The sequence below is a fragment of the Mycobacterium gordonae genome (assembly GCF_002101675.1).
Taxonomy (GTDB): domain Bacteria; phylum Actinomycetota; class Actinomycetes; order Mycobacteriales; family Mycobacteriaceae; genus Mycobacterium; species Mycobacterium gordonae.
Map to the genome: position 1 here is coordinate 67,487 of NZ_LQOY01000078.1, position 7,354 is coordinate 74,840.

Consider the following 7,354-nt stretch of genomic DNA (forward strand, 5'->3'; position numbering starts at 1 on the left):
TTTCTTCGGCCGTCACCAGACGCTCGTTTCGTGCCGGGAACTCACGACTCTTGACGGGGTGGCGGACCAGAGACCAGGCGATTCGGCCCATTCTTGACCGGGGAACTGGGTTCATGTGCACGGTGATCACTCCTGCGATCGATTTAACGCAACCGTGGCTCCTAGGCGGCCCGAGCGTGCCTTGGTGTGGCGGAGCCCACAGAAAGTCATTAGACACCCGTGCTCTGGCAAACTTCCGGCGGCGCGCCGGGAATTTATCAAATGTTTCTGGTGTGACTGGAGTGGTTCAGCGCCGCTCCGCCCCGCGCGTCGAACCTGAAGTTCTGCAGGTCGCTACTCGACCTTTTGCTGCAGATTTTCAGGCTGGGCGGACCCGCACGCTCACGTCAGCGGCGCCGCGGTCGGCTTGATCGGCGCCGGCAACGCGCTGGAGCCCATCAGGTGGCGGTCCACCGCCGCGGCGGCGGAGCGGCCTTCGGCGATCGCCCAGACGATCAGCGACTGGCCTCGGCCCATGTCGCCGGCGACGAACACACCGGGAACCGAAGTCTCGTAGTCGTCCCCGCGTGCCACGTTGCCGCGCTCGGTGAACTTGACCCCGAGCTCGGTGAGCAGCCCCGGCTTCTCCGGGCCGACGAATCCCATGGCCAGCAACACCAGGTCGGCTTCCAACTCGAAGTCCGAACCTTCGACCTTGACGAACTTCCCGTCCTGCATCGTCACTTCGTGCACCTTGAGCGCCGTCACGTGCCCGTCCTCGCCGAGGAACTCCTCGGTGTTGACCGAGAAGACCCGCTCGCCGCCCTCCTCGTGAGCCGAGGCGATCCGGTACATCAGCGGATACGTCGGCCACGGGGTTGACGCGGCACGGGTCTCCGGCGGCCGGGGCATGATTTCGAACTGATGGATGTGGGCCGCGCCCTGACGGTGTGCGGTGCCCAAGCAGTCCGCGCCCGTGTCACCACCGCCGATGATGACCACCTTCTTGCCCTTGGCGGTGATCGGCGGCTCCCCGTCCGGTCCCAGGACGTCATCCCCCTCCTGGACCCGGTTGCCCCACGGCAGGTACTCCATCGCCTGGTGAATGCCGTCCAGGTCGCGCCCGGGGATGGGCAGGTCGCGCCATGCCGTGGCCCCGCCGGCGAGCACAACGGCGTCGAAGTCGGCCAGCAGCTGCTCTGCGGTGATGTCCTCGCCGACGTTGACGCCGGCCCGGAACTGGGTGCCCTCGGCCGACATCTGTGCCAGCCGCCGGTCCAGCACCCGCTTCTCCATCTTGAACTCGGGAATGCCGTAGCGCAGCAGTCCGCCGATCCGGTCCTCCCGCTCGAAGACGGTGACCTGGTGTCCGGCCCGCGTAAGCTGTTGCGCCGCGGCCAATCCGGCCGGGCCCGAGCCCACCACGGCCACCGTCTTTCCGGTCTCACAGTGCGGCAGAACGGGTTCCACCCAGCCTTCGTCGAAGGCCCGGTCGATGATCTCGAGTTCAATCTGCTTGATCGTCACGGGTTCCTGGTTGATGCCCAGCACGCACGCCGGCTCACACGGCGCCGGACACAGCCGGCCGGTGAAATCCGGGAAGTTGTTGGTGGCGTGCAGCCGCTCGATCGCGTCGCGGAAGCGGTCCCGGCGCACCAGGTCATTCCATTCCGGGATCAAGTTACCCAGCGGACAACCGTTGTGGCAGAAAGGAATGCCGCAATCCATGCAGCGCGTCGCCTGCTCGCGCAGGGTCTCGGTCTCGAAGTCTTCGTAGACCTCTTTCCAGTCCTTGAGCCGTAGCGGGACAGGCCGCCGCTTGGGCAGCTCCCGGTGGGTGTACTTCAGAAAGCCAGTTGGATCAGCCATGAGCCGCCGCCATAATCGCCTTGTCTACGTCGGTGCCATCGCGTTCAGCCTCGGCGATCGCTTGCAGCACCTTCTTGTAATCGCGCGGCATCACCTTTACGAAATGCCGCTGCTGGTTACGCCAATCGGCCAGAATGCTCCGGCCGACAGCGGAATCGGTGGCATCGACGTGCGCCGTGATGATGCCGTGCAGGAAATCCACATCGTCGGAGTCCAGGGCTTCGGCGTCGACCATCTCGATGTTCAGATTCTCGGGCAGCCGCTCGTCAGGGTCGTAGACGTAGGCCACACCACCGGACATGCCGGCGGCGAAGTTGCGGCCGGTGCTGCCGAGTATGACCACCCGGCCCCCGGTCATGTATTCGCAACCGTGGTCACCGACGCCCTCAACCACCGCGTGCGCCCCGGAGTTGCGCACCGCGAACCGCTCGCCGACCACCCCACGCAGGAACACCTCACCGCTGGTGGCGCCGAACAGGATCACGTTGCCGCCGATGATGTTGTCTTCGGCCACATAGCCTTCCGGCGCGTTGTCGGACGGGCGCACCACGATCCGGCCGCCGGACAGGCCCTTGCCCACATAGTCGTTGGCGTCGCCGTAGATGCGCAGGGTGATTCCCTTGGGCACGAAGGCCCCGAAGCTGTTGCCCGCCGATCCCTCGAACGTGATGTCGATGGTTCCGTCCGGCAGGCCTTGTCCGCCATAGGCTTTCGTCACCTCGTGGCCGAGCATGGTGCCGACGGTGCGGTTGACGTTGCTGATCGTGGTCGAGAACCGGACCGGCTTCTGGGAATCCAGGGCCTCCCGGCTCATCACGATCAACTGCTGATCCAGCGCCTTGTCCAGGCCGTGGTCCTGGCGCGAGCTGCAGTACAGGTCCTGGTTCATGAACGCCGACTCGGGTTCGTGCAGCACCGGGGTGAGGTCCAGGCGGTGCGCCTTCCAGTGTGCCCGCGCCAGGGTGGTGTCCAGCGCCCCGGCTTGGCCGACCGCCTCGTTGACGGTGCGGAAGCCCAGCTGCGCCATGTACTCCCGCATCTCTTCGGCGATGAACATGAAGAAGTTCTCGACGAATTCCGGCTTGCCGGTGAACCGCTCGCGCAGCAGCGGGTTCTGGGTGGCCACCCCGACTGGGCAGGTGTCCAGATGGCAGACCCGCATCATGATGCAGCCGGCCACCACCAAAGGTGCTGTGGCGAAACCGAATTCCTCGGCGCCCAGCAGCGTCGCGATCATCACGTCCCGGCCCGTCTTGAGCTGGCCGTCCACCTGGACCACGATGCGGTCACGTAACCCGTTGAGCAACAACGTCTGCTGCGTCTCGGCCAGACCCAGTTCCCACGGTGCGCCCGCGTGCTTCATCGACGTCAGCGGCGTCGCACCGGTGCCGCCGTCGTGGCCGGAGATCAGCACCACGTCGGCGTGCGCCTTGGACACGCCGGCGGCCACCGTCCCTACACCGTTCTCGGAAACCAGCTTGACGTGCACCCGTGCCGACGGGTTGGCGTTCTTCAGGTCGTGAATCAGCTGAGCGAGGTCTTCGATCGAGTAGATGTCGTGGTGCGGCGGCGGCGAGATCAGGCCGACACCCGGCGTGGAGTGCCGCACCGAGGCCACCCACGGATACACCTTGTGTCCCGGAAGTTGGCCGCCCTCACCGGGTTTGGCGCCCTGAGCCATCTTGATCTGGATGTCGGTGCAGTTGGTCAGGTAGTGCGAGGTGACACCGAAGCGACCCGAGGCGACCTGCTTGATCGCGCTGCGCCGCCAGTCACCGTTGGGGTCGGCGTCGAACCGCTTGACGTCCTCACCGCCCTCACCGCTGTTGGACCGGGCGCCCAACCGGTTCATCGCGATGGCCAGCGTCTCATGCGCTTCGGCCGAGATGGAGCCGTAGCTCATCGCCCCGGTGGAGAAGCGCTTGACGATCTCGCTGGCCGGCTCGACCTCCTCGATCGGCACCGGCGGACGCAGGTCGGCACGGAACTTCAGCAGCCCGCGCAGGGATGCCATCCGCTCGCTCTGGTCGTCGACCAGCCGGGTGTACTCCTTGAAGATCTTGTACTGCCCGGTGCGGGTGGAGTGCTGCAGCTTGAAAACGGTCTCCGGGTTGAACAAGTGGTACTCGCCCTCGCGGCGCCACTGGTACTCCCCGCCCACCTCGAGCTCGCGGTGAGCCCGCTCGTCCGGCCGGTCCAGGTAGGCCAGGGCGTGGCGGGCCGCAACGTCGGCGGCGATGTCGTCCAGGGTGATACCACCCGTGGGACAAGATAATCCGGTGAAGTACTCGTCGAGCACGTCTTCGGAGATGCCGACGGCCTGGAAGAGCTGCGCCCCGGTGTAGGAGGCCAGCGTCGAGATGCCCATCTTGGACATCACCTTCAGCACACCCTTGCCCGCGGCCTTGACGTAGTTGTTGAGCGCCTTGCTGCGCTCGATGCCATCGATGACATTGCGGTCGAGCATGTCCTCGATCGACTCGAACACCAGGTAGGGGTTGATCGCGGCCGCACCGCACCCGATCAGCAAGGCCATGTGGTGCACCTCGCGGGCGTCGCCCGATTCGACGACCAGGCCCACCTGGGTGCGGGTGCGTTCGCGCACCAGGTGGTGGTGCACCCCCGCGACCGCCAGCAGGGACGGGATGGGTGCCATCGTGTGGTCGGAGTTGCGGTCGGACAGGATAATCAGCCGTGCCCCGTCGGCGATCGCCGCCGACGCTTTCGCGCGCACGTCATCGAGTGCGGCGGCCAGCCCGGCGCCGCCCTCGGCGACCGGGTACAGGCAGTGAATCACCTTGGACCGCATGCCATGTGGCCGTCCGTTGACCTCGTCCTCGGGGTTGAGGTTGATCAGCTTGGCCAGCTCGAAGTTGCGCAGGATCGGCTGGGGCAGCGAGATCTGGTGACAGGAGTTCTCGTCCGGGTTGAGCAGGTCGCGCTCCCCGCCAGTGGTGCCCTGCAGGCTGGTCACCACCTCTTCGCGAATGGCGTCCAACGGCGGATTGGTCACCTGGGCGAACAGCTGGTGGAAGTAGTCGAAAAGCATCCGGGGACGCTTCGAGAGCACCGCGATCGGGGTGTCGGTGCCCATCGACCCGAGCGGCTCGGCACCGGTGCGGGCCATCGGGCCCACGAGCAGATTCAGTTCCTCGTAGGTATAGCCGAAGGTCTGCTGCCGCACGACCAGCCGGTGGTGCGGCATGCGGACGTACTTGTTGGCCGGCAGCTGGTCCAGCGGCACCAAGCCGTTCTCCAGCCACTCCTGGTAGGGGTGCTCGGCCGCCAGCTCGGCTTTGATCTCCTCGTCGGCGACGATGCGGCCCTGGGTGGTGTCCACCAGGAACATGCGGCCCGGCTGCAGCCGCATCCGCTTGACCACGGTGGCTGGGTCCAGGTCCAGAACGCCGGCCTCCGAGGCCATCACCACCAGGCCGTCTTCGGTGACCCAGATCCGGGAGGGCCGCAGGCCGTTGCGGTCCAGCACCGCTCCGACGATGGTGCCGTCGGTGAACGTGATGGACGCCGGGCCGTCCCAGGGCTCCATCAACGAGGCGTGGTACTCGTAGAACGCCCGTCGCGCCGGGTCCATCGACTCGTGGCGTTCCCACGCCTCGGGGATCATCATCAGCACCGCGTGGGCCAGACTGCGGCCACCCAGGTGCAGCAGCTCGACGACCTCGTCGAAGCGTGCCGTGTCGGACGCCCCGGGAGTGCAGATCGGGTACAACTTCTCCACGTCGTCGTGCGACCCGAAGATGTCGGTCTTGATCAGCGCCTCACGTGCGCGCATCCAGTTTTCGTTGCCGGTGACCGTGTTGATCTCACCGTTGTGCGCGACCCGGCGGAACGGGTGCGCCAGCGGCCACGACGGGAAGGTGTTCGTCGAGAACCGGGAGTGCACGATGCCCAGCGCGCTGGTGATCCGGCTGTCCTGCAGGTCGAGATAGAAGGCCTTGAGCTGCGGGGTGGTCAGCATGCCCTTGTAGACGAAGGTCTGGCCGGACAGGCTCGGGAAATACACGGTCTCGCGCCCCGGCCCGTCCTGGCCCGGGCCCTTGGTCCCGAGTTCGTGCTCGGCCCGCTTGCGGACCACGTACGCGCGGCGCTCCAGCGCCATGCCGGAGGCGCCGGCCATGAAAACCTGGCGGAAGGTGGGCATCGCGTCGCGTGACAGCGCGCCCAGCGAGGAGTCGTCGGTGGGCACGTTGCGCCAGCCGAGCACCTGCAGGCCCTCGGACTCGGCGATCTTCTCCACCGCGGCGCACGCGGCGGCGGCATCCTTGGACGACTGCGGCAGGAACGCGATGCCGGTGGCGTAGCTGCCCGCCTCGGGCAGCTCGAAATCCACGACCTCGCGCAGGAAGGCATCCGGGACCTGGATCAGGATGCCCGCGCCGTCACCGCTGCGCGGCTCGGCGCCGGCGGCACCACGGTGCTCGAGGTTGAGCAGCGCGGTGATGGCTTTGTCCACGATGTCGCGGCTTCGCCGGCCGTGCATGTCGACCACCATGGCCACACCGCATGAATCGTGTTCGTATGCGGGGTTATACAGCCCGACGCGCCTGGGCGTCATTCCCACCTAACCCTTCAGCAGACTTTCTGCACGGCCGCTTTGCGAATCGACGTTTTCCGGTCATGGGACCGCACCCGGAGGTTGCGGGGATTGAACCCCCTCGGTCTCATCGACAGGCTGTTCCGCCAAGCGGAGATAATCCGGTCAGGGATTCGTCCGTGCAGCGTTGAACGGTAGCCCCGTACCTATTTCGACAAGTCGTAAAACGATATGACAAAACCCGCCTGACATGCCAACTTACCAATACTAACCTCTGCGCTGGCAGCTCCGTAAATTCGCTGTTACCAGCGATCGACAGCATCGCGTCCTGACCTGCGACCACGGTGGATCCCCGGGCACTGTGGTGAGGATCGCACTACGCGACCGTCGCCGCCCTCGTCTCGTGAAAGTTTGCTGCGAGCGGCGGCGGCGCCGCCGTGTCGTGGGCCCTTCAACCATGGCGGGCAGTCACAGCGGCACCGCGTCGTGGCATATGGCGTGGCAGCAATGTCAAGGCAATCGACGTCAGCGCCGCCAGATGTCGCGGTGCCGGTTGGACGCGCGCGGCTCGGCCGAGTTTGCGCGCTCGGGAGCCGACTGGCGCGGACCGGTCGGTGGCCGATACTGGACCTCAGCGTCCCGCGACGGCCGACAGGCCTGTGCACCCGAGGAGCCCATGAACCAGCCCCCAGAATTTTTGCGGAACCGAATGCGGCCTGAGCAGCCGGCGTCGCGTCCCGTGCCGCCCGCGCCGGTGGCCGAGCGGGCGCCGCAGCCTCCCCCGCCCGCGCCGCCGGCTCCCAAGGCGCCGCCGCCCCCGAAGGCGCCGCCAACGCCGAAAGCAGCTCCCCCACCGGCACCGCAGCCGGCGCCACACCCGGCGCCGCCACTCCCGCGCCAACCCGCGCCGCCGCCACAGGTCAACCACGGACCCGTCGCGGTCGCCACCAA

3 protein-coding genes are annotated in these 7,354 nt (G+C 66.8%); all 3 read right to left on the reverse strand.

The annotated features are described in order from the left end of the window. Positions 1-381: 381 nt before the first annotated feature. A complete protein-coding gene (locus AWC08_RS12535) occupies positions 382-1,848 on the reverse strand; it encodes a glutamate synthase subunit beta (RefSeq protein WP_069433576.1) in 1,467 nt (488 codons plus the stop codon). After that, entirely contained in the window at positions 1,841-6,424 is a 4,584-nt protein-coding gene (gene gltB, locus AWC08_RS12540; protein ID WP_069433575.1) for a glutamate synthase large subunit, read from the reverse strand. The genes AWC08_RS12535 and gltB overlap by 8 nt, the downstream gene beginning before the upstream one ends. Positions 6,425-6,928: 504 nt before the next feature. Next, a partial coding sequence (locus AWC08_RS39040; protein ID WP_419196910.1) for a hypothetical protein occupies positions 6,929-7,354 on the reverse strand: 426 nt, incomplete at its 5' end.

Excerpts from the sequence above, each read along its gene's own strand:
- gltB (WP_069433575.1), bottom strand. The coding sequence starts at position 6,424 with ATGACGCCCAGGCGCGTCGGGCTGTATAACCCCGCATACGAACACGAT.
- AWC08_RS12535 (WP_069433576.1), bottom strand. The coding sequence starts at position 1,848 with ATGGCTGATCCAACTGGCTTTCTGAAGTACACCCACCGGGAGCTGCCC.